This is a genomic window from Streptomyces sp. NPDC034099 (assembly GCF_055575415.1).
This window is the reverse complement of sequence record NZ_JBVISR010000003.1, coordinates 388,336-408,532: the sequence shown is the minus strand read 5'-3', so window position 1 is coordinate 408,532 and position 20,197 is coordinate 388,336. Positions and strand designations below refer to the sequence as shown.

Here is a 20,197-nt window from a genome sequence, read left to right as displayed (position 1 = left end):
ACGAGATTGTTACTGAACACATTGTTCTGAAACTCTGGAGGCGGCGATGAACCTCGGTCGCTACGTACGCCGGACAGCCGAGCACCACCCGGACGCCGAGGCGGTGGTGTGCGGACCGGTCCGCCTGACCTATGCCGAACTCGACGACCACAGCGACCGGCTGGCGGCCGCGCTCACCGGGATGGGCCTGAGCCGGGGCGAGCGCGTGGCGACGCTCGCGGCCAACCGCGCGGAACTGGTCGTCACGGAAGTGGCGCTCTACAAGGCGGGCCTGGCCCGGGCGCCGGTCAACGCCCGCCTCGGCGACGGCGAAGTCGCCCATCTCCTGCGGGAGTCCGACGCCCGTGTCCTGCTCACCGACGCCGCACACCTGGAGACGGCGCGGCGGGCCGTACCCGGTTCGGGTGTGAAGGCCGTCATCGGCTACGACGGTCCCGCCGACCTCGGTCCCGGCTATGCGGAGACCCTCGCGACCACCTCCCGCGAGGCCGTCGACGTGGAGTGCGCCGAGGACGACATCGCCGTCCTGCACTTCACCTCGGGCTCCACCGGCAAGCTCAAGGCCGCCGTGCAGACGTACGGCAATCGGCTGGCCCTGCTGCGCAAGTCGGTGATGAACCAGGCCACCCGGGTCGGGGCGGGCGACCGGCAGATCCTCGCCGGTCCCGTCACCCACGCCTCCGGCATGCCGCTCATGGGCATCTTCTTCGCCGGCGGATGCGCCGTGGTGCTGCCGCGCTGGGACGCCGCGGAGTTCCTCGCCACCGTGGAACGGGAACGCGCGACCCACGCGTTCCTGGTCCCGACCATGGTCAACACCGTCCTCGCGCTGGAGAACGCCCGCGACCACGACCTCTCCAGTCTCCGCCATCTGCTCTACGGCGCGGCACCCATGTCACCCGCCCGGGTCCGGGCGGCCTGGGACCTCTTCGGCCCCGTGCTCAGCCAGGGCTACGGCTGCGGCGAGACGACCTCCGGCGTGCTGTTCCTCTCCACGGAGGACCACCGCCGCGCCGTCGAGGGCGAGGACGAGGAACTGCTGCTGTCCTGCGGCCGCCCGCTCGCCGAGGCCGAGGTACGGATCGTCGACGACAGCGGCGTCCCGGTGGCGGACGGCGAGATCGGCGAGATCGCCGTCCGCGGGCCCGACGTCGTTCCCGGCTACCACAACGAGCCGGAACTGACCGCGCGGAGCTTCCGCGACGGCTGGTTCCTCACCGGCGACCTGGCGCGGCGACGCCGGGACGGCTACGTCTTCATCGTCGACCGCAAGAAGGACATGATCATCTCCGGTGGTTTCAACATCTACGCCGTCGAGGTGGAATCCGTCCTCCACCAGCATCCCGGCGTCTTCGAGGCCGCGGTCGTGGGCGTCCCCGACGAGCAGTGGGGCGAGGCGGTCAAGGCCGTCGTCGTCCCGCGGGCAGGGGTCACGCTCGACGCGGAGGAATTGATCGCCTTCTGCGCCGAACGCCTGGCGCGCATGAAGAAGCCCCGCTCCGTGGACGTCGTCGCCGCGTTGCCCCACAACCCCAACGGCAAGATCGACCGCCGCGCGATACGCGACACCTACTGGTCCGGCGCCGAGCGCCGCGTCCACTGAACAGGGAACACCCCATGCCCTACACCCTTACTCCCCGCTACGACGACAACCCCCGCCTGGAGGAACTGGTCGGCCGGCTGCGCGCCTATCTGACCGACGAACTCCTCCCCTACGAGCGGGCACACGGCATCACCCCCGAGAGCAAGCTGGACCGGCCCACCCTGGAAGGCGTCTGGAAACGCAGCGCCGAACTCGGCTTCTACGGCATCAGCCTGCCGCCGGAACTCGGCGGCCAGGGCCTGAACTTCACCGAACTGTGTGCCCTGAAGGAGGAACTCACCGCCTCCGGGGCGGCCTTGTCCCACTCGGTCCTCGGCGACATGGGCGGACCACTGCGCGTCGGCGCGATCGTGAAGTACGCCACCGACGAGCAACGGGAGCGCTATCTCCTCCCGGTCGTCCGGGGTGAGCGCGCCTGCTGCTTCTCCCTCACCGAGCAGGACGCGGGTTCGGACGTACGCCGCATGCGGACCACCGCGACGCGCGACGGCGACTCCTACGTGCTGAACGGGCACAAGGTGTTCAGCTCCGCCGCCCCGTTCGCCGACTTCGCCGTCGTCGTCGCCCGGATGGCGGACAGCGAGGAGACGTACAGTGCCTTCCTCGTCGACCTGGACACCCCCGGCTGCCGTGTACTGGACGGCGCCGTGCCCATGTCGGGCCAGCGGATGGAAGGCGACCTGGTCTTCGAGGACTGCCGCGTCCCCGTCGCGAACCTGCTCGGCGAGGTCGGCCAGGGGCTGCGCATCGGCATCGGCCGCATCACCCTCAACCGGCTGCTCCACTGCCCCTCCCTGATCGGTGCCGCCCGGCGCGCCTGGGACCTGTCCGTCGCCCACGCCAAGACCCGCGTCGCGTTCGGGCAGCCGCTGCTGGCGCTCCAGGCCATCCAGCACAAGCTCGCAGACATGGCCACCGACCTGTACGCGGCCCGGTCGATGGTCCTCGCCACCGCCGCGAAGGCCGACCGCGGCGAGAACATCGCGGTGGAGGCGAACATGTGCAAGCTGTTCACCGCCGAAGCGTGCTTCCGCACGGCGGACCAGGCCGTGCAGATCCACGGCAAGGACGGCCTGACCCGCGGTCACGAGGTGGAGCAGATCTTCCGGTCCCTGCGCATGTTCCGGATCGTCACCGGCACGACCGAGATCCACAAGAACGCCATCGTCAAGGCACTCGTCTGACCGGCGCCCCGGGGAGGCCGTCCGGGCCGGCACTCCCCGGGGCCTGCTCGGCCCGCATCCGCAGGAGTCACCATGGCACCCCAACCCTCCGCGCCTCCCGCCGACCGCTCGGCGCGTCGGCCCGCCGCCCGCCCGCTCGACCGGCGCCGGGCCTGGCTGGTGACGGCCATGATCGTCACCTTCATGGTCATCAACTTCGCCGACAAGTCGGTCCTCGGCCTCGCCGCCGTCCCGATCATGGACGAGCTGCACATCAGCAACAGCACCTACGGACTGATCTCGAGCTCCTTCTACCTCTTGTTCAGCCTGTCCGGACTGGTCGTCGGATTCTTCTCCTCCCGGGTCTCCAGCAGGACCATGCTCCTCGTCATGGCACTGCTGTGGGCGGTCGCCCAGCTGCCGGTGCTGGCCGTGGCGGCGGTCCCGACCCTGATCGCGGGCCGCGTCCTGCTGGGTGTCGCGGAAGGCCCGGCAGCCTCCATGTCCATGCACGCGCTGTACAAGTGGTTCCCGCCCGAGCGGCGCGGGCTGCCCTCGGCCCTGCAGATCGGCGGCGCCGCGATCGGCACGCTGGTCTCCGCGCCCGTACTCACCTGGCTCATCACGGACTTCGGGTGGCGGTCGGCGTACGCCGTCCTGGCCGTCGTCAGCCTGCTGTGGGCGCTGGTGTGGCGGCGGACGGGCCACGACGGGCCGTACGACGAGACACGTCCGCCACGAGCCGCCGATCCACGAGCCGTCGACCCACGGCCCGTGGAACACCTGCCCTACCGCCGGCTGCTGCTCACCGGAACCACGGTGGGCAGTATCGCCGGCGCCTTCGGAGCCGCCTGGGCCCTCGCGCTGGCCCACGCCTGGCTGCCCGCCTACCTCAGGACCCAGCTAGGTCTGGGCCCCCAGACGGTGGCGACCGCCATCAGCGGCATCTCCGCCCTCAGCCTCGTGCTGCTGCTGACCGTCTCGCCGCTCATGGACGCCCTCAAGGCACGCGGAGTGTCCAGCCGCTGGTCCAGCGGTGCCGCACAGGGAGCCTCGGTATGTGTCGCGGGCTGCGCCATGGCCGCCTTTCCCTTCACCGACGGGGACGTCGTCCGCCTGCTGCTGATCGGGGTGGCCTTCGGCACGGTCGCCGTCGCGATCCCCCTGCACTACGTGACCGTCGCGGAGGTCGTTCCCGCGGCCCAGCGCGGTGCCGTCTTCGGGATCGTCGCGGCGACGGGCACCCTGCCCGGCCTGATCGCGCCCTTCGTCACCGGCCACCTCATCGACTCGGCGGACACCGCGTCCGCCGGCTACACGACCGCGTTCCTCATCGCGGCGGCGGTGATGCTGCTGGCGGGCGCATCGGCCATCGCCGCCATCCGGCCGGAGCGGGACGCTCGACGGCTCGGCCTGCTCCGCTCCGCGACCGACCCCGAGAAGGGTGCACACGCATGAACCCGATGAACCGGCGCGGCTTCGTCGCCGCCGCGGCGGGCGCCGCCGCGGCGACCGTCCCGCTGAACACGCAGGCGTCCGAGGCGTCCCCCGGCCCCCGGCCCGCCGAAACCCCGTCCCCCACCCACACCGGCGGTCTCCCCTACGACGACCGAAGCGACTTCGCCGACGCCGACCGCGGCTTCATCGCCGCGTACACCGGCGGACCGATCACCACCCCCTCCGGCGGCACCGCCTGGGACCCCGACGCCCACCGCTTCCTCGCCGACGCCACCGGGACCCCGCCCGCGACCGTCGACCCGAGTCTCTGGCGCCAGGCCAGGCTGCTGTCCCGCCAGGGGCTCTACGCGGTCACGGAACGGATCTACCAGGTCCGCGGCCTGGACCTGTCCAACATGACGATCGTCGAGGGCGAAACCGGCATCATCGTCATAGACCCCCTGACCTCCGCGGAGACCGCGGCCGCGGCACTCCGGCTGTACCGCGTCCACCGCGGGAACCGTCCGGTCAAGGCCATGATCTACACCCACCCGCACGTCGACCACTTCGGCGGCTGCCGGGGCGTCCTGCCCGACGGCACCGACGGCACACCCGTTCTCGCGCCGCGGGGATTCATGGAGCACGCGGTCAGCGAGAACGTCTACGCCGGCCCCGCCATGTCCCGCCGTGCCGGCTACATGTACGGCTCCAGCCTGCCCGCCGACGCCGCGGGCCAGGTCGGCTGCGGCCTAGGGCTGGCGGTCTCCACCGGCACCGTCGGCCTGATCCCGCCCACCCGCCACATCGAGGCCACCGGGCAGGAGGTCGTCCTCGACGGGGTGCGGATCCGTTTCCAGATGACTCCCGGTACGGAGTGCCAGGAGGAGATGAACTTCCTCCTCCCCGACCTGCGGGCGGTGTGCATGGCCGAGAACGCCACCCACACGATGCACAACATCCTGACCCTGCGCGGCGCCCAGGTCCGCGACGCGCACGCCTGGGCGGGATACCTGACGGAGTCGATCGGCCTCTACGCGGGCGCGGCCGACGTGGCGTTCGCCTCCCACCACTGGCCCACCTGGGGCAACGACGGCATCGTCGCCCTGCTCACCCGGCAGCGGGACCTCTACGGCTATCTGCACGACCAGACCGTCCGCCTCATCAACCAGGGTCTCAACGGCACCGAGATCGCGGAGAGCCTCCGCCTCCCGCCGCAGCTGGAGCAGGTGTGGGCCAACCGTGGCTACTACGGCTCCCTCAGCCACAACGTCAAGGCCGTGTACCAGCGGTACATGGGCTGGTTCGACGCCAACCCCGCGCACCTGTGGGAGCATCCGCCGGCCGAGGAGGCGCGGCGGTGGGTCGAGTCCCTCGGCGGGCAGGCCGCCGTGCGGGCACGTGCCCGGCACTACAGCGACCGGGGCGACCTGCGCTTCGCCGTGACCCTCCTCAACCACGCCGTCTTCAACGACCCGGCCGACACCAGGGCGAGGCGGCAACTCGCCCTGCTCTACCACCGCTTGGGCCGGGCCACCGAGAACGCGGTGTGGCGCAATTTCTACCTCACCGGTGCCCAGGAGCTCCTGCACGGAATCAAGCCGGTTCCCAAGCCCACCACGGGACCCGATCTGCACCGGGCCCTGACGGTCGGACAGCTCGTCGACAGTCTGGCCGTCCGTGTCAACGGACCCGCCGCGTGGTCGCTGCGTCTCGCCCTCGACTGGCACATCGGCGATGTCTACTGGCACCTTCGGCTCGCCAACGGTGTGCTCACCTGGACCAGCGACGCGAGCCCCGCCCCCGACACGGCGCTGACCATGACGATGTCCAAGGAGCAGCTCCTCGCGGTGCTCGCGGGCAAGGGCACCGACGGCATCACCATGACGGGTGACCGTTCACAACTGGCGCAGCTCTTGTCGGTCCTGGACACTCCGGACCATCGCTTCCCCGTCGTCACTCCCTCCTGACGATCGCCGGGGCCCGTGCCTGCCGTCGCTCGCTGCGGCACCCTCCTGGCCCGCGCCCCGGCTCACGGATTCCCTGTCGAAGAGCCAGACATCAAGTTCTGCCGCGTACTCCGGTATCAACAGGTCGGACAGGCACCCGAGAATGGCGCTGTGGCTGAGTGACGCGGTGATGGTGTGAACTGGCGTCGGCGAGGAGCGTCAGCAGCCGCCGGGCACGTTCGGCCTCGGCACGTGCGACTCGCTCGGCCCGGAACAGGTCGCGCTGGGCCAGTGCGGCGGCGAGTACATCTCGACGAGGCTCGTCTGCCCGTCCAGCTGGTCCAGCACGGCCGAGGTGTTGTCGTCCGCGTGCCAGAGCACCTCGGACAGCGGCGGCCGACGGCCGCGAGGGGCCCGGACCGGCCCGTGCGGCAGGGGGCAGACGAGTGGGGGGGGCGTCCTGCCGGTTCACGACGGGCCGGGCGATCGGCCGGAGCCGGACGGAGAGTTCACCTTCCCGTCCGGCGGTGGCCTGCCGGATGTACAGGGCGACTTCCCACGCGCCGCCCCGGCTGACGCAGCGGCGCCGTCGCCCGGTCAGCGAGGTGAGGAATCGGGCACGTGCGAGTGCGGGAGCCCGGCCCGCGGTGACGACCTGTGCGACGACGGCGCGTACCGGGCCGCGTCGGTGACGGACACGACCTTCCAGGCGTCGGAGGTCACGGTCATGGACGTCCGTCCCCGGGGCCGGGGGTCAGTACGGCCACGCTGGTGTCGTCACGCAGGGGGCGAGCCGCGCTGCCGGCGTCCCGCAGGACGACCGCGGCCACCAGGGCCGGGTCGTGGGCTTGGAGCGCGGGGTCGTGCGGCGGCTCCCACCGGCTCGGGAGCCCGTCGCTGTGCAGGACGAGCAGGCTGTCCGTCTGCCACGCCTCCTCGTGCACGGGCACCCGCGCGGGGAAGTGCGCTCCGACGATGCCCGGGTGGGACGTGAGGGAGCGCCAGGAGACGCCCGTGCGGAGCCGGGCGCCGGTGTTGCCGACACCGGCGAAGGAGAGCCGGCCCCTGCTCTCGTCGAGCTGCGCCACGCCCACGGCCGCGCCTCGCGTGTCGTGCAGGGCGGCGTGCAACTGCCTGAGGATCTCGGCCGGTGGCCGGTCGGCGGTTGCGTGCAGCGCCTGGACGGCTGCGGTGGACGCCCGGGCCGCCGCTTCGCCGTGCCCGAGCCCGTCCGCGAGCATCAGGGTCAGTCGCTGGCCCGAGCGCGCCCAGGCGAAGGAGTCTCCGGAGTGCTCGGCGTGGGCGAGTGAGGTGTTGACTCCCCCGGCCCGGACTCCCGTGGCGGAGCGGACCGGCCGGGACCGGCGGCCGGCGGATGTCACTGACGCGTTGATGCGCGCCATGGCCACGGTGCCCCGGCCCGGTCGGCTGTGGAGGTCGAAGTCGCCGGCTATGCGCAGGCAGGTACCGAGGCCGGCGCCGAGGGAGACGGCGGAGGTGGTGTAGCCGTCGCGCAGGGTCGCCTGGATGTCGTCGATGCCGGGGCCGTGGTCGAGCGAGATGATCTGTACCTGCGGCGCGGCCTCCGCGAGGGTGTCGGAGGGGCCGGTCAGATTGATGATGATGCGTCCGCCGTCGGCGTGTTTGACCAGGTTGGTGGCCAGCTCGGTGGCCACCAGGGCGGCGACCGCCGTGGCGTGCGCGTCCAGGCCGCTGGAGGCGCAGGCGGCTTCCGCCGCGACGCGGGCGTCCCGGACCCGCGTGCTGTCCTGGAGCGGGATGTCCCAGACCCTGCTCATGATCCGCCCGTACGGGCGGAGGGGAGGGCGGTGGCCCAGTCGGTGACGGTGACGGTGGTGCCCTGTCCGGGACGGCTGTCGAGGGTGAATTCGTGGACGAGCCGCTTGGCTCCGCTCAGGCCCAGACCCAGGCCGCCGCCGGAGGTGTATCCGTCGGTCATGGCCAACTCCAGGTCCGGGATTCCGGGGCCCTCGTCCGTGAAGGCCAGCCGCAGTCCGCCGCGGACACCGTCGTCGAGGTGTGTCATCTCCACGTGTCCGCCGCCGCCGTGCACGAGTGTGTTGCGGGCCAGTTCGCTGGCCGCGGTCACCAGCTTCGTCTGCTGGACCAGGCTGAAGCCGAGGTCGGCAGCGGCCTGCCGCACTTCGTGACGAACCCAGGCCAGGTCCGCGTCCGAGCCGATGTGCAGACGTGTCGTCGAGGCGGATGGGGCATGCATCACGCACCCCCTTCCGGGTGAACGTGGGGAGCGGACAGAGGGCCTCGTCCCAACAGGGACAGGGCCGCTTCGACGTCCAGGGCCGTCACCAGGCCGGGCAGGGTCAGACCCAGCTCCACGAGGGTGATGGCCACGGCAGGACGCATCCCGGCCAGGACCGTGCGGGTGGCCAGCAGGCTCGCGGCCGCCGCGATCTCGGCCAGGACGCGGCCCAGAAAGGAGTCGACGATCTCCACGCCGGAGATGTCGATCACCACACCTCCGACCGGTGCCGCGCTGGAGGCGATGCGGTAAGCCACGTCGTCCTGAAGTTGTTCGGCCGCCCCGTCGTGCAGTTCTCCCTGCAGCGTGACCAGCAGGACGTCCCCCAGCGCGAGCACCGGCACGTGCACCGGCACCGGCACCGGCGGGGAGGTGGAGAACCTGGTCACGACGCGCTCGCTCCCCCGACCGCCCGTGGGGAGACGACGATGCCCTGCCGGGTGAGGGCGTGCGCCAGGGCGTCGGCCAGGGAGGCGCGGGTGGTGATCGACCCGAGGTCGATGCCGAGGTGGACGATGGTCTGGGCGATGGCGGGACGGATTCCGGACACGATGCATTCGGCCCCCATCAGGCGGGCCGCGGCGACGGTCTTCATCAGGTGCTGCGCCACGAGCGAGTCCACGGTCGGCACACCGGTGATGTCGAGGATGGCGTACCGGGCCCGCTGGGCCACTACCGCTTCCAGCAGGTTCTCCATCACCACCTGGCTGCGGGCGCTGTCCAGTGTGCCGATCAGCGGCACGGCGACGATGCCCTCCCACAGTTGGATGACCGGGGTGGCGACCTCCAGAAGTTGCTCGCGCTGGCGGGCGATCAGCTCCTCGCCGGCGTGCACGGTCGTCTGCATCACCACGAGGCGGAGCGTGCCCATGAGAACGGTCAGCGCCAACAGGCAGGCGTTGGCCTGCTCGACGGAGCGCTCCTCGAAGTCGGCCCGCAGCAGTGCGCCGACCGGCTCGCGCAGGCCGGCGATCTCCTCGGCGATCTGCGACGGGCTCTGGCCGGCCCGGGTCCGGGATGCGGACATCCGCCCCAACTGGTCTCTCACGGTGCTGTAACCGGGTGCCGTGACGTCCTCCAGCCGCCCGGCGCGGGCCACGTCGGCCAGGGCGTCCACCACGGCCTTGCACGCCTCGACCGCCTCGTCTCTCGAGACGGTGAAGACCGTGCGGAACAGCGCGGCGTCCGCCCATCGTTGGGCGATCTGCTCGCGTCGGCGTTCCAGGAAGGCGCCCAGCTCCTGCGCCGTCTCGGGGGCCGTGTCGTGCTCCGCCACCTGCATCGTCTCCCTGCTGTGTCCTGTGTCTTGGCCCTGCCCGAACGATGGACCATGCGGCAATTATTGCCTAATGACAAACGTTAGCGCGAGGGAATGAGTCGAACAACACGCGATCGTCACAACTGGACGGGCCCGGCCGTCAGCCGTCGTCCCGCCTCCCGTGCCAGTCCAGACACATGACCAGGGCGTCGTCGTTCGGCACGGCCTCGCCGCGGTGGCCGGTCAGCTCCCGCAGGATGGCGCGCGGCACCTCCGCGGCGGGCAGCAGCCGGGTGGCGTGGATGGCCCGGGCGAGGGCCCCGTCGCCGTAGGTCTCCCCCCTTCGGAGAAGCCACCGCGTGGACGCCGTCACTGACGCACACAAGGCGGTCACCGGGCTCCACCTGGAAGTCCTGCACCACGTAGTCGGTCTCCTCGAACATGCCCAGAGGCAACTGGGCCTCGAAGGACACACGTTCCACCTTGCCGTCCCGCAGCCGCAGCAACTGGGGGGAGCCGGCGTCCACCACGCTCGCCCGGCCGGCAGCCAGATCGAAGTCGAACATGAGGACGGACAGGTAGCAGCGCCCCTGGTAGTGGGCGTAGACCGCCTGATCGGCCAGGGCGGCCTGGTCGGCGATGGAAAGGCCGGCGCGGCGCGCGTTGCGCAGGGCGTTGATCACCAGGTTCGTCAGCAGGGACGCCTCTATGCCCTCGCCCATGCCGTTGGTGACGTACAGCATCAGATGGTCGGCGGTGGCGGACCAGTCGAAGTTGTCGCCGTAGATGGCGTAGGCGGGCTCCAGCTGAGCACCCAACTCGTACTCGGGACGCGAGCTGGAACGGCCGGGCAGCAACTGCCACTGCATCTCGGCGGCCAGGGTCAGCCGGTCCCTGCGCCGCGCCTGGAGGTACAGATCGGTGTCGCGTTCCGCCACCATCACCTCGTGCCCCAGCACGGAGGCGATCTCGGCCAGTTCGGACTCCCGCTCCCGGGCGGGGCCGTCCCCGGGCAGCGTGACGCTCAGCACGCCGAGCCGGTCGCCGCGCACACTGACCGGAAGGTGCAGGCGCGCCCGCCCGTCCCCGGCGTCCTCGCGGTAGGGCTCCTGCGAGCCGAAGGCCCGCCCGGCGGGACTGTTGTGCACCGACACCGGCTCCATGGTGTGCGGGAGCACCGACACCGGCTGAAGCACGGTCAGGCCGTAGTCCGCCATGAACAGCTCGACGTCCTCCCCACCGTACTGGTCGGCCAGTACGGCACGGACGGCGTCGAGCAGCTCGTGCGGAGCCGCCGTACGCAGAGCGCGCTCGGCGGCTACGAATCTGTTCATTATGGGATAAACACCTGTCTTTCGTCCTACAACGAAACGCGTCTCGCTCACGGAGTGGCATCGGTCGCCCCGGACCCGTCTGTACTCAGCGAGCGCGCCTAGTACGCTGGCAGGCACCCCAGCGCCTGCGAGAGTGTGATCGTGACTGCCTTCCGCCGCCCGGAGCCCGACGAGGTCGCGCGTGTGACCACGACGGCCGTTGAGCTGCTGGAAGTCGTGTGGGGCCGGGCTTCCACGGCGCCCACGTCCGCTTCCCAGCTGCGCGTGCTGCACATCCTGGAGCACCACGACGGCATCAACCTGCGCACTCTTGCCGAGTCCCTCGCCTCCACGCCACCGTCCACCAGCCGACTGTGCGACCGCCTGCACGCGGCCGGATTCGTCGAGCGGGTGACGCGTCCGGAGGACAGGCGTGAGGTGCGGCTGCACCTCAGCAGCCGAGGCCGCGCGTTCCTCGCCGACCTGCGCGCCCGGAGAGAGAAGGAACTGCGGAAGGTACTCGCGGACATGCCCGCCGCCAAGCGAGTGGCCCTGCTGGAAGGGCTGGAGGCGTTCTGCGACAGCGCGGCAGCGCAGATGCACGATGACGTGACGGACTCCGACAGCCGCACCGCCTGACCCAGCGCTCGCAGCATCTCAGGTCCTCTCCCCTCGTACCCGGCACCGACACTTTGTTGCCGACGACCGCTATTGCCACGCGGCAACTATGTCTGTGCGGCCCTTGTCTGCCCTTGTCCTGACCCCGTCTACCCGCTCGGAGCGAGTTCTGCCGCGACTGTGCGCCACATCGCTCACTTCGGCTGCTACGCCCGTATGGGTGAGCCTGCTCAGGAGGCGGTGGGGCAGGCGCCCCCGATGGGATTCCTCGAAAGCGAACGCGTCATGGAGCGGTGGGTCATGAACGTGTGGGGCCGCCTGTCACCGGCTCGGCAGCCGCACGGCGAGGCCTTGACGACGTTATTGCGGCAGTGCGACGAGAACGCCCTGATCGTCGGACGGCAGCGCGTCGTGGCACCCAACGCCTACGTCATCGAACTGCTTCCGCAGACCCACCGCCTGATCTCGGACAGCCCGGTCCCCGTGGCGCCCGCCCTCGCCGCCCACGTCCGCCGCCATGCGGCCGAGCGGGGGTACACCTTCGCCGGCCCCGTCACGGTTCGCCTGTGCCCCGCGCCGGACGAACGTACCGACCGGTTTCGCGTGCACAGCCGTATCTCTCCGGCACAAAGGCGATGAGGCTCGTGCTGCGCATACGCCCGGAAGCGGGCGTTACGGGTTGAAATCCCGTCGGGCGGGCACACGCTGGGCCTGCCGGCACAACCGATCAGGACCGGGTGGTAGTGCATGACCGACACCGACACCACACGTACTTTCACCCCCAGGGCTCCCGTCCGTACCGAAGGGGACAGCCCTTGCGGCATCGCTCACGCTCGTGACGTCACTCGTGCCTTCGTCGGCGGACTGGACCCGGCCCCGGCCGCCGAGACCGTGGAGACTCTTGTCCTCGTGGTCTCCGAACTCACCACCAACGCCCTGCGTCATGGCGGCGGCCGGTACACGCTCGAACTCACGGCGACCGCCGACGCGCTCGACGCTGCCGTCAGCGATCCCGACCCCGCGCCCCCACGGGAGCGCACCCCCGACCTCGACGGCGGCACCGGCGGGTTCGGGTGGCCCATGGTCCGCCGCCTCACCAGCAGGGTCAGCGTCACCACGGTCCCCGGACGGGGCAAGACCGTCCACGCCCGCCTGCCGCGACGGACCAGGGCCGGCGACTACTGAGCCGACAGTTTCTCCAGGTCCTCGAGGAGGCGGGGATGCGTCGGCTGCCACGCGAGGGCAGCACGGGTGTGTGCGCTGGACGCCGACTGGTCCATGGCGAAGATGGGGTCGAACGGGCCGGGCTCGTCCCCGGGGGCTCTCCTCGACCGGCAGGCTCAGTCGCCGCCCGATGACGGCCGCGATGTCCCGCAACGCGTCGCGCTCGTCGCCCACGGCGTGCCAAGCCGTCCCACCCGGCGCGGACTCCAGGGCCAACCGGAACAGGACCGCCGCGTCGAGCGCGTGCACGGCCGGCCAGCGCTGCGTGCCGTCGCCCGGGTAGCCGACCGCCCCGGTACGGCGGGCGTGATCGGTCAACAGACCGGCGAATCCGCCCTTGCCCTCGTTGTGGACCGTGCGTGGCATGCGGACAGCCGCCCAGCGCACACCGCGCGAGGCCAGCTCCAGCAGCGCGTTGACCGAACGGCCCCGACTCCCCACCGGCCCGTCCGTCGGCAGCGGATCGGCCTCGGTGGAGGCGCGTCCCGGCACCCAGGGCGTACCCGACGACATCGTGACGACGCGGAAGGCCCCGCACCCCATGCGCTGGCAGCCCTGGAGGAGCTGCGCGCGGCAACCGCGTCGCTGGGCTGATCCTTCTCGTCCGCCGCCGACCGCGCGGATTTCGACGTTCCTTTAAATCGTTGAACTGCGTCTTCCCACGCGGGAAGGTGTCCTGGGTACCTTGCGCTGGGCTCGGGGGGGGGAGGGCGACAGAATATGAGGCGCGCGGACTGGCTGGCACCAGCGGTCGCGGTTCTCGCGGTGGTCGGTTTCGTCGCAGTGCTCGGACCACCGTTCTGGGCCCGAGTGGGCGTGGTGCTCCTGTGCCTGCTGGTAGGTCCCCTGTGGGCCCTGCTGTGCCGGGCGCTGGCCCGAAGAGGGATGCGGTCGTCGGCCTACGGGGGTGGCCGACGACTGCGCCTCGCCGTCCTGGCGGCCGCAGTGGCCGCTCCCCTCGCGGTCCTGGGGTGGGTGGCGTTCGCCGTCCACCACTCCAGCGGTTACGCCATGAAGTACGGCGTGGAAGACCAGGTGGACCTGCCGCAGAAATGCGCGTCCGACGGTGCCACAGCCACCTGCTCCGGCTGGCGACTACTGGAGCGCGGAGACCCGGACGAGGTCGTCGACGACGAGTACCGCAGAGTCGACGTCCACTTCGGCGAGGCCGCCTGGACGGAATACGGCCAGTACTACTCCTTGGCCGGGATCGGCTCGTCCGGGGGGAACATCGACGTCGACGTCCGGATCGTCGGCGCCGACGCCTACGTGACGACGGGGCTGGCGCCCAGCGTCTTCGCACCGCTGGGCCGGGCACCGCTCCCCTGGCTGGCATGGGCATCGTTGCCCGCCCTGCTGATCCCGCTGACGCTCGGCCTGCGCGCCCCTGGACACGCCGCGTCCGGGCAGCCCCCGTCATCAAGGGCTCCGGCGCCGGCAGCGGACGGCGGCGGACCACGCGCCGTCCCGCACGTCTCGCCTCCGGCCGGTACACAGGGCACGGTGAGTGCGACATCGGCGTCCGCACGTGTGACGGCCGCATCGGACGGCTTCGTCATCGAGAAGGCCGAGGCCGGGCCCGGGGCCGGCCGGCGGTGGCGCGTCCGTATGGAGCTGGAGTGGGGACGGATCGCCGCCATGGAGTTCGCCCGCGAGCGGCCGGGCGGCCCCGTCTTCCTGTGCGTCCGGCTCCCGGACCTGCCGTCACGGCGAGTCCTGGAGGCCGCGGCCCTGTCCGCGGAGCAGTGGAAGGAGGTCGCCGCAGCCGTGGCCGCCCACACGCACCGCCGGCTCCTCCTCGATTTGTCCGGCGGGTTCCCCGGGGACGGAACTTCCCGCTGAGGACCGCGCAGCGCCCTGGCCCCTGATGCGGGACCGGCAGGCGCAGAGATACACCGACTATCTGGAGAGAGACCGTGTCCTTCCTGTCCCTGTCGCCCGACAGCATGTTCCCCGGCGAACACGTCGTGCTGCACAAGAACGCCAACGCGGTGATCGACGTGAAGGAGTCCGGGCTCACCCAGTTCGCGTTCGACGACCTGATGTGGCTGATCGGGATGAGCGGCAAGGAGGCCATCGGCGGGCGCTGCTTTCTGACCAACTACCGCCTGGTGTTCAAAGCGCACTCGGCCAACCGGCTCCGGGGCTCCTTCAGTGTCTTCCTGCCGTCCGTCGTGGATGTCCGCAACAGCTCCTTCGCCGTCACCCGTAAAGTCACGGTCCTCACCGGGCTGCAGGAGTTGACCATGGTGCTGTGGGGCGTCCCCCGCTTCATCGACACCGTACGCGCGCTCTCGGTCGGGCTGGGTCCCCATGATGTGGCGCATCTGGTCCGGATGGTGCTGGGAGAGCCCTGGAAAGCGGGCGACGGGCTGAAGGTCGCCGCGCGCCTGGAGCGGCTCAACGCGGTCCTGAGCCTGGCGCGGGGCGGAGCGGAGGCCGACCTCGAACGGGTCGCCGGCATGGTGGCCGCCCTGATCGACGGTACTTTCCGCCGCACGGACGCCGCCGGAGTGCTCGGCATCGTCGATCTGCTGCACAGCGCCCGGCCAACAGGAGACGACTGGCGTGCCGGGACGTGGTGACGGGACGGTGGTGGCAGGGTCAGGTTCTCCCGGGAGTACCCGGGCGGGGACCGCCGGAGGAGGATCGCGGACGCAGCAGGTCCAGCGACTGGGCCAGCAGCGCCGTTTCCATGCGGTCCTTGGTACCCAGCTTTCGGTAGAGGTTCTGGAGGTGTTTTTGGACGGTGCGTACGGAGATGCCCAGGCGTGCCGCGATGCCCTTGGCCGGGAGCGCCTCGCCGAGAAGGACCAGTATCGCGAGTTCACGCGGGGTCAGTCCGTGCTCCCGCGCCCGGGCCGTCGCGTCCTGGCCGGTCCGCTGGAGGGTCCGGCTCATCCCCCGCTGGTGCGCGTCCACCACCGCCAGCAGCGGCTGCGCCCGGCGCAGGAACGCGCGTTGCGCCGGCGAGAAGCGCTTCCTGCTGTAGACGACACATCCGCGCAGTACACCGGAGTGCCCGGTGGGCAGGGTGCACGGCACCCCCAGGACGTGCTCGGCACCGAAGTGCTCCCGGGCCACTGACCGGGCCGCGCTGTCGCGCCACCCCGCACTTCCCGTCAACTCCTCCGCGGTACGCGGCACGGGGTCGCGTGCTCGGCGGTAGTGACCGATGAGCGGATTGCCGCACAGCATGGACTGACGTGACAGCTCGCGGATGCGCCCGTCGCCGACCCCGCCCGGCGCCCAGGCCAGCGGTCGACTGCGTTGTCGGGCGATCTCCGTCAGCGTCACCGCCTCCACGCCCAGGTGCCCGTGGATCGTCCTTGTCAGCGCGGGCCACGGCGACGCGGAGCCGTCCTGCTCCAATGCATGGACCGAGAGCGCCAGCAGCACCTCGTAGTCACGGTGATCCAGTCCCACGGTGCCTCCACACCCCCCTTGCAGTCTCGAACCGCTCATCATAGGAGGGAAAAGCCACTACGCAGTTGTGCGTAGCGCTCCCGGAACCGATGCCGGGCTCCGCGAAAATGGACTCGCGGGACGGGACGGCACGGTGACAGGACGTTCGGACATGCGCGGGCACACGGCACTACACCTCGGGACGCTCGACGACGTGCGGGTGTCGGTGGCCGACCACCAGGGGGCGACGGTGCTGTCGCTCGTCGCCGACGTCCTCGGCGGACGCGACCACGGAGTCCCGAGCCAGTGGCGGCAGATGGTCCTCGACGCGGTGCCGGCCACGGCCGGTCGGGTGCTGCGCCCCCTCTTCGACCCCGGGTACTCCGTCATCCCGGACTGCGTCACGCCGACCGCCAGCATGCCCCGCGGTGACGTCCTCACCCAGTGCGAACAGCTGCGGGACCTGTCCGCCAGTGTGCTGCTGGCCGAACTGGAGACGGAGTTCGGCGGCGTGGTTCCCCCGCAGTGGCGCCCTGTCGTCGACCGCCCGACACAGTGGATACGGACCTACGCACAGGTCGTCCAGGCGGTGTGGCAGGCGTTCGTGCCGGTGTGGGAGCGCGCCCGGCCCCTGCTGGAACGCGAGACCGAGCGGGTGGGGAGCGCTGTGGTCCGCGGCTGCGCCGAGGCCGTACTGTCCGGGCTCAGCGGCCGTACGCGACTGACCGACGACCGCCTGCTGCTCCCCGATCCGCAGAACGACACCTACGCTCTGGACGGTCGGCGGCTCGTCCTCGTCCCAGTGGTGTCCGGTCCCCGGACGTGCATGTTCGCCCTCGACAGGGCCGACCTGGTGTGGATCGGCTACCCGCTGCCGGGTCTGGGCCGCCTGTGGAACGTCGACTCCGCACCTCGACCGGACGCGGACACGGATGCGCTCACCCTGGTCGTCGGCGACGTACGCGCCCGCGTCCTGCGCGTCGTCGGTACTCCCGCCACCATGGGCGACGTCGCCGCCCTCGTCGGCTGCTCCCCGGCCAACCTGACGCACCACTGTGCCAGGTTGGAGAAGGGCGGCCTTATCGTCCGCCGGCGCGAAGGCCAGTACGTACGCCTGGTGCGAACCCCGCGCGGAGACACGCTCGTCGACCTGCTCACCTGACCACCGCCCGGTGCGGGCCCAAGCGGAGGACGGACGGGCCGGCGGTCCCAAGCTGGGGCCCCGGCCTCGGCGCGGCGTTCTTCAAGGCGTGGCGCCGACGGCTCGGCGCCTCCGTGCCGCTACCTTCAAGGGATACAAACCGGGGCATTACGGTATGCCCTCCGGGGATTTGCTCACCGTTGGGAGGCAGGCGTGGCCGTCATGCATCATCTGGCCGCGACGCCGTGGCAGGCCGCCGTACTGGCGGTGGACAAGGTCTCCGAGGGCGACCTCGCCGCGGCCCGGGCGCAGATGGGGTTCTCCCTCGCCTGGCACATCGTCGTCGCGTGCCTCGGTGTGGGCCTGCCCGCGCTCACGCTGATCGCCGAGTGGTACGGCATCCGTACCGGAAACCCCGCCCACCGGCTCCTGGCGCGCAGGTGGGCTCGTGCGATGGGTGTGCTCTTTGCCGTGGGCGCGGTGTCCGGCACGATCCTCAGCTTCGAGATGGGGCTGCTGTGGCCGGGTCTGATGGGGAGGTTCGGGCAGGTCATCGGGCTGCCGTTCGCCCTGGAGGGCATCGCCTTCTTCATCGAGGCGATCTTTCTGGGCATCTACCTCTACGCCTGGGACCGCCTCCCGCCCAGGCGGCACCTGCTCACCGGGCTGCCGATCGTGGTGGCCGGTGTCGCCTCGGCGTTCTTCGTGGTCTGCGCCAACGCCTGGATGAACCAGCCCCGTGGCTTCGTGCTGCGCGAGGGGAAGGTCGTCGACGTGGACCCCTGGGCCGCCATGCTCAATCCCGCGAGCCCGCCGCAGACCGTGCACATGATCCTCGCCGCGTTCATGGTGGCGTCCTTCCTGACCGCCGCCGTCTACGCGGTCGCCCTGCTGCGGGGCCGCCGGGACGCCTACCACAAGGCGGGGTTCTACATCCCTTTCACGCTGGGAGCGGTGGTGACGCCCTTCCAGCTCGTCGTGGGGGACTGGGCCGCGCGGTTCCTGGCGGAGTTCCAGCCGGCGAAACTGGCGGCGATCGAGGGGGTGTTCACCACCGGTTCGCACGTGCCGCTGACCCTCGGCGGCGTCGCGCGTGACGATGCCCTGCGTTACGGTCTTGAGATCCCCAACGGCCTTTCCCTGCTGGTCGGCTACTCGCCGGACACCGTCGTCCAGGGCCTGGACAAGGTGCCCCGCGACCAGTGGCCGGCGGTGACGGGCGTGCACTGGGCGTTCGACGTCATGGTGGGGATCGGATTGTTCCTCCTGGCCCTGGGGGCCTGGCTGTTGCTCTCCTGGTGGCGCGGACGCCGGTCCCGGGGCGAGCTGCTCGACCAGCGCGGGTCCCGGCTGTTCCTGACGCTGGCCGCGATCGGCGGTCCGGCCTCGGTGATCGCGCTGGAGAGCGGCTGGTGCGTCACCGAACTCGGGCGGCAGCCCTGGATCGTCTGGGGAGTCATGAGCGTGCGTGATGCCGTCAACCCGGCGCCGGGCCTCATGACCGGACTGTGGCTGGTGCTGATCGTCTATGCCGGCATGACCGTCGCCACCGTCTATGTGCTCCGCCGCCTCGCCAAGGGCACCGCCGTGCCACTGGCACCGCAGGAACAGGACGTCGAGAGCTACCCCGTCGTATGAACGGCCCGCGGCCCCCTGGCGCTCCGCACCGCCCGCCTCACCCCGAGCGCTCCCCCGCCCGCTGCTTCCACCACCCGAACCCCTTCTCGCGCCGCCCAGTCGGCCAGCACCGGAGGTGACCGTGCTCGCAGACACGGCTCTTGCTGTCATGTGGGTGGGCCTCACCTGCTACGCACTGTTCGGCGGGGCGGACTTCGGGGCCGGCGTGTGGGACCTGCTCGCCGGTGGTTCCCGGCGCGGACTGCCCCAGCGGCGTCTGATCGAGCACAGCATCGGCCCCATCTGGGAGGCCAACCACGTATGGCTGATCTTCGTGATCGTGCTGCTGTGGTCCGCCTTCTCCCCCGTGTTCGCCGCCGTCATGTCCACGCTCTACCTGCCGCTGACGCTCGCTGCCCTCGGCATCATCGCGCGCGGGGCCGCCTTCGCCTTCCGCAAGGCGAGCACCGAGCTGTGGCAGCAGCGGCTGTTCGGGGCCTGCTTCGCTCTGTCCTCGCTGATCACGCCGTTCTTCCTCGGCGCCGTCGCGGGGGCGGTCGCCTCCGGACGGGTCCCGCCGGGACTCGCCGCCGGCAACGTGATCACCAGCTGGCTCAATCCGACGTCTGCCCTCGGCGGCGTCCTCGCGGTCACCGCCTGCGCCCATCTCGCCGCGGTGTACCTGTGTGCCGACGCCGCCCGCGCCGGCGAGCGGGCACTCGCCTCGGCCTTCGCCCGTCGCGCCGTCATCAGCGGTCTGGTCAGCGGCGCCGTCGCGGGCGCCGGTATCGCCGTGCTGCACGCCGACGCCCCCGAGCTCTTCCACGGGCTGACGCACCGCGCGCTGCCGCTGGTCGTCCTGAGCGTCGTGGCCGGTCTCCTCGGCCTCGCCCTGCTGCACCGCAACCGCTTCGTGCCGGCCCGTCCCGCCTCGGCGCTGGCGGTCGCCGCGATCCTGTGGGCGTGGGGCGCGGCGCAGTACCCGGCGATGCTGGTCGGCGGAACGACGGTCGAGCAGGCCGCTTCGGACGGTGCGGTCCTGGCCGCCTGCCTGGTGGTCCTGGCCGTGGGAGCCCTCCTGCTCGTCCCCTCGCTGTGGCTGCTGTACGCCACGTTCCAGCGGCGCCCACCTGCCGCCGGGTCCGGCTCCTCCCCCTCCTCCGAGGCGTCGAGCGACTGAGCGACTGAGCG

Annotated in this window: 18 protein-coding genes and 2 pseudogenes; 12 read left to right on the top strand and 8 right to left on the bottom strand. The window is 71.2% G+C overall.

From position 1 onward, the window contains the following. Positions 1–46 precede the first annotated feature (46 nt). From ACZ56V_RS10835 to ACZ56V_RS10820, 4 genes are all read left to right on the top strand, one after another. A complete protein-coding gene (locus tag ACZ56V_RS10835; protein ID WP_468941069.1) occupies positions 47–1,603 on the top strand; it encodes an acyl-CoA synthetase in 1,557 nt (518 codons plus the stop codon). A 14-nt stretch (positions 1,604–1,617) separates the two neighbouring features. Continuing rightward, positions 1,618–2,787 carry an acyl-CoA dehydrogenase family protein gene (locus tag ACZ56V_RS10830; RefSeq protein WP_398909582.1) on the top strand — a complete coding sequence of 390 codons (1,170 nt, stop codon included), beginning with the start codon at positions 1,618–1,620 and terminating at the stop codon, positions 2,785–2,787. Between the two features lie 72 nt (positions 2,788–2,859). After that, positions 2,860–4,224 (top strand): MFS transporter, encoded by a 1,365-nt coding sequence (locus ACZ56V_RS10825; protein WP_468941066.1) that lies wholly within the window; start codon positions 2,860–2,862, stop codon positions 4,222–4,224. Further along, entirely contained in the window at positions 4,221–6,170 is a 1,950-nt protein-coding gene (locus tag ACZ56V_RS10820; RefSeq protein WP_398909586.1) for an alkyl/aryl-sulfatase, read from the top strand. Before ACZ56V_RS10825 ends, ACZ56V_RS10820 begins: the two co-directional genes overlap by 4 nt. A 198-nt stretch (positions 6,171–6,368) precedes the next feature. Here ACZ56V_RS10820 and ACZ56V_RS10815 read toward each other — a convergent pair whose 3' ends face one another. The 6 genes and pseudogenes from ACZ56V_RS10815 to ACZ56V_RS10790 form a co-directional block, all read right to left on the bottom strand. Then, complete coding sequence (locus ACZ56V_RS10815) at positions 6,369–6,530, bottom strand: hypothetical protein (protein WP_398909588.1); 162 nt, start codon at positions 6,528–6,530, stop codon at positions 6,369–6,371. A 344-nt stretch (positions 6,531–6,874) separates the two neighbouring features. Next, a complete protein-coding gene (locus ACZ56V_RS10810) occupies positions 6,875–7,948 on the bottom strand; it encodes a SpoIIE family protein phosphatase (RefSeq protein WP_468941061.1) in 1,074 nt (357 codons plus the stop codon). Further along, on the bottom strand, positions 7,945–8,388 hold the full coding sequence (locus ACZ56V_RS10805) for an anti-sigma regulatory factor (protein WP_468941059.1): 444 nt from the start codon (positions 8,386–8,388) through the stop codon (positions 7,945–7,947). The genes ACZ56V_RS10810 and ACZ56V_RS10805 overlap by 4 nt, the downstream gene beginning before the upstream one ends. Continuing rightward, positions 8,388–8,819, bottom strand: coding sequence for an STAS domain-containing protein (locus tag ACZ56V_RS10800; protein WP_398909592.1), 432 nt, complete (start codon positions 8,817–8,819; stop codon positions 8,388–8,390). Before ACZ56V_RS10800 ends, ACZ56V_RS10805 begins: the two co-directional genes overlap by 1 nt. Continuing rightward, positions 8,816–9,712 carry an STAS domain-containing protein gene (locus tag ACZ56V_RS10795; protein WP_398909594.1) on the bottom strand — a complete coding sequence of 299 codons (897 nt, stop codon included), beginning with the start codon at positions 9,710–9,712 and terminating at the stop codon, positions 8,816–8,818. Before ACZ56V_RS10795 ends, ACZ56V_RS10800 begins: the two co-directional genes overlap by 4 nt. A 136-nt stretch (positions 9,713–9,848) precedes the next feature. Then, positions 9,849–11,022, bottom strand: a pseudogene (locus ACZ56V_RS10790) (PP2C family protein-serine/threonine phosphatase). A gap of 183 nt (positions 11,023–11,205) precedes the next feature. Here ACZ56V_RS10790 and ACZ56V_RS10785 point away from each other — a divergent pair. The 3 genes from ACZ56V_RS10785 to ACZ56V_RS10775 all read left to right on the top strand — a co-directional run bounded on the left by ACZ56V_RS10785 (position 11,206) and on the right by ACZ56V_RS10775 (position 12,804). Then, positions 11,206–11,640 carry a MarR family transcriptional regulator gene (locus ACZ56V_RS10785; RefSeq protein ID WP_467379424.1) on the top strand — a complete coding sequence of 145 codons (435 nt, stop codon included), beginning with the start codon at positions 11,206–11,208 and terminating at the stop codon, positions 11,638–11,640. A gap of 219 nt (positions 11,641–11,859) precedes the next feature. Further along, the gene (locus tag ACZ56V_RS10780; RefSeq protein ID WP_468941054.1) at positions 11,860–12,258 is read left to right on the top strand and encodes an FhaA domain-containing protein; all 399 of its coding nucleotides are present in this window, start codon (positions 11,860–11,862) and stop codon (positions 12,256–12,258) included. Positions 12,259–12,366: 108 nt separating this feature from the next. Beyond that, a complete protein-coding gene (locus ACZ56V_RS10775; RefSeq protein ID WP_468941051.1) occupies positions 12,367–12,804 on the top strand; it encodes an ATP-binding protein in 438 nt (145 codons plus the stop codon). Here ACZ56V_RS10775 and ACZ56V_RS10770 read toward each other — a convergent pair. After that, positions 12,798–13,353: pseudogene (locus ACZ56V_RS10770) on the bottom strand (Rossmann-fold NAD(P)-binding domain-containing protein); the annotation flags it as partial. The gene ACZ56V_RS10775 and the pseudogene ACZ56V_RS10770 overlap by 7 nt on opposite strands. A 210-nt stretch (positions 13,354–13,563) precedes the next feature. Between ACZ56V_RS10770 and ACZ56V_RS10765 the strand changes: the two are divergent. Both ACZ56V_RS10765 and ACZ56V_RS10760 read left to right on the top strand, forming a co-directional pair. Then, positions 13,564–14,685, top strand: a complete 1,122-nt coding sequence (locus tag ACZ56V_RS10765; RefSeq protein WP_468941049.1) for a hypothetical protein — start codon at positions 13,564–13,566, stop codon at positions 14,683–14,685. A 74-nt stretch (positions 14,686–14,759) separates the two neighbouring features. Further along, positions 14,760–15,428: a hypothetical protein gene (locus ACZ56V_RS10760; protein ID WP_468941046.1), complete on the top strand. Its 669-nt coding sequence runs from the start codon at positions 14,760–14,762 to the stop codon at positions 15,426–15,428. A gap of 19 nt (positions 15,429–15,447) precedes the next feature. Here the strand turns inward: ACZ56V_RS10760 and ACZ56V_RS10755 are convergent, their stop codons facing one another. Beyond that, positions 15,448–16,269 (bottom strand): response regulator transcription factor, encoded by an 822-nt coding sequence (locus ACZ56V_RS10755; protein WP_468941043.1) that lies wholly within the window; start codon positions 16,267–16,269, stop codon positions 15,448–15,450. Between the two features lie 151 nt (positions 16,270–16,420). Here ACZ56V_RS10755 and ACZ56V_RS10750 point away from each other — a divergent pair, with 151 nt between their 5' ends. The 3 genes from ACZ56V_RS10750 (at position 16,421) to ACZ56V_RS10740 (ending at position 20,186) form a co-directional block, all read left to right on the top strand. Then, positions 16,421–17,410 (top strand): ArsR/SmtB family transcription factor, encoded by a 990-nt coding sequence (locus tag ACZ56V_RS10750; RefSeq protein ID WP_468941041.1) that lies wholly within the window; start codon positions 16,421–16,423, stop codon positions 17,408–17,410. 201 nt (positions 17,411–17,611) lie between these two features. Next, entirely contained in the window at positions 17,612–19,027 is a 1,416-nt protein-coding gene (locus ACZ56V_RS10745; RefSeq protein WP_468941630.1) for a cytochrome ubiquinol oxidase subunit I, read from the top strand. Positions 19,028–19,148: 121 nt separating this feature from the next. After that, positions 19,149–20,186, top strand: coding sequence for a cytochrome d ubiquinol oxidase subunit II (locus ACZ56V_RS10740; RefSeq protein ID WP_468941038.1), 1,038 nt, complete (start codon positions 19,149–19,151; stop codon positions 20,184–20,186). The last annotated feature ends 11 nt before the right edge of the window (positions 20,187–20,197 follow it).

What these genes read in the sequence shown, in the direction of transcription:
- ACZ56V_RS10795 (WP_398909594.1), bottom strand. Translation starts at nt 9,712, where the DNA reads ATGCAGGTGGCGGAGCACGACACGGCCCCCGAGACGGCGCAGGAGCTG.
- ACZ56V_RS10830 (WP_398909582.1), top strand. Translation starts at nt 1,618, where the DNA reads ATGCCCTACACCCTTACTCCCCGCTACGACGACAACCCCCGCCTGGAG.
- ACZ56V_RS10765 (WP_468941049.1), top strand. Translation starts at nt 13,564, where the DNA reads ATGAGGCGCGCGGACTGGCTGGCACCAGCGGTCGCGGTTCTCGCGGTG.
- ACZ56V_RS10810 (WP_468941061.1), bottom strand. Translation starts at nt 7,948, where the DNA reads ATGAGCAGGGTCTGGGACATCCCGCTCCAGGACAGCACGCGGGTCCGG.
- ACZ56V_RS10745 (WP_468941630.1), top strand. Translation starts at nt 17,612, where the DNA reads ATGCATCATCTGGCCGCGACGCCGTGGCAGGCCGCCGTACTGGCGGTG.
- ACZ56V_RS10775 (WP_468941051.1), top strand. Translation starts at nt 12,367, where the DNA reads ATGACCGACACCGACACCACACGTACTTTCACCCCCAGGGCTCCCGTC.
- ACZ56V_RS10835 (WP_468941069.1), top strand. Translation starts at nt 47, where the DNA reads ATGAACCTCGGTCGCTACGTACGCCGGACAGCCGAGCACCACCCGGAC.
- ACZ56V_RS10750 (WP_468941041.1), top strand. Translation starts at nt 16,421, where the DNA reads ATGCGCGGGCACACGGCACTACACCTCGGGACGCTCGACGACGTGCGG.
- ACZ56V_RS10825 (WP_468941066.1), top strand. Translation starts at nt 2,860, where the DNA reads ATGGCACCCCAACCCTCCGCGCCTCCCGCCGACCGCTCGGCGCGTCGG.
- ACZ56V_RS10805 (WP_468941059.1), bottom strand. Translation starts at nt 8,388, where the DNA reads ATGCATGCCCCATCCGCCTCGACGACACGTCTGCACATCGGCTCGGAC.
- ACZ56V_RS10820 (WP_398909586.1), top strand. Translation starts at nt 4,221, where the DNA reads ATGAACCCGATGAACCGGCGCGGCTTCGTCGCCGCCGCGGCGGGCGCC.